The sequence below is a fragment of the Gordonia sputi NBRC 100414 genome (genome assembly GCF_000248055.1).
Taxonomy (GTDB): domain Bacteria; phylum Actinomycetota; class Actinomycetes; order Mycobacteriales; family Mycobacteriaceae; genus Gordonia; species Gordonia sputi.
The window spans coordinates 1-586 of the sequence record NZ_BAFC01000001.1; the positions used below are offsets into that span (position 1 = coordinate 1).

General features: G+C 65.0%; 1 protein-coding gene. It reads left to right on the forward strand.

Annotation, left to right across the window (positions count from 1 at the left end):
* Positions 1-586, forward strand: a 586-nt coding sequence (locus tag GOSPT_RS00005; protein WP_039854064.1) for an AMP-binding protein, incomplete at both ends; no start/stop codon positions are given.

Here is a 586-nt window from a genome sequence, read left to right on the forward strand (position 1 = left end):
TCACCACCACCGCCCACAACCACCCCCACCACACCGCCCTCACCCACAACAACCACCACCTCACCTACCAACAACTCGACCAACACTCCAACCACCTCGCCCGCCAACTCCTCCACCACCACATCGGCCCCGAAGACGTCGTCGCCATCGCCATCCCCCGCTCCCCCGAAACCATCCTCGCCATCTGGGCCATCACCAAAACCGGCGCCGCCTTCCTCCCCATCGACCCCACACACCCCACCCAACGAATCACCCACATCACCACCAACTCCCACACCACCCTCGGCATCACCACCACCACCCACCACCAACACCTCCCCCAACACATCCACTGGATCACCCTCGACACCACCACCACCCACACCGACACCCAACCCATCACCGACGCCGAACGGGTACGCCCGCTGCGCGCCGACGACCTCGCCTACGTCATCTACACCTCCGGATCGACCGGGATCCCCAAAGGCGTCGCGGTCACCCACCGCGGACTCGCCGACTGCACCGCCGAGCACCGGGACACCCTGTGCATCGAGCCGTCTTCTCGGGTCCTGCATTCGTCTTCGCCGAGCTTCGATGTGTCGATTCT